Source organism: Streptomyces sp. DH12, assembly GCF_020873895.1.
GTDB lineage: Bacteria > Actinomycetota > Actinomycetes > Streptomycetales > Streptomycetaceae > Streptomyces.
Genome location: NZ_JAHWGT010000969.1, coordinates 1 through 463, shown reverse-complemented (window position 1 = coordinate 463; position 463 = coordinate 1). Strand labels below are relative to the sequence as shown.

1 pseudogene is annotated in these 463 nt (G+C 73.4%); it reads left to right on the top strand.

Annotated elements, in window-relative coordinates:
- A pseudogene (locus tag LPA54_RS38030) lies at positions 1-463 on the top strand (saccharopine dehydrogenase); the annotation flags it as partial.

Below are 463 nucleotides of genomic sequence, written 5' to 3'. Positions count from 1 at the left end.
CCTATGCCCTCAGCAACTGGCACCCCACCGCGGGTACCCGGCTCTCGGGCGCGGTCTCCCGGGAGCGGCGCGGCGCCCACCGCCTGCGCTACAGCGGCGGACAGTGGGAGCGCCGCACCGACGCCGCCCCCACCGTGGAGTGGACCTTCCCGGAACCCATGGGACCCCGACCGGTGATCGGGGAGTTCACGATGGCGGACGTCGTCACCGTGCCCCAGCACCTCTCCATCCCTGAGGTGACCACCTACATGAGTGCCGAGGCGGCCCGGGACGTCGCCGCCCCTCATACGCCGGCCCCGACCGCCGCCGATGAGCACGGGCGCTCGAACCAGACTTTCCTCGTCGACGTCGTCGTCCGCTCCGGCGGAGCCGAACGCCGGGCCACGGCCAGTGGCCAGGACATCTACGCCGTCACCGCGCCCCTCGTCACCGAGGCCCTCGAGCGCGTCCTGACCGGCCGCAC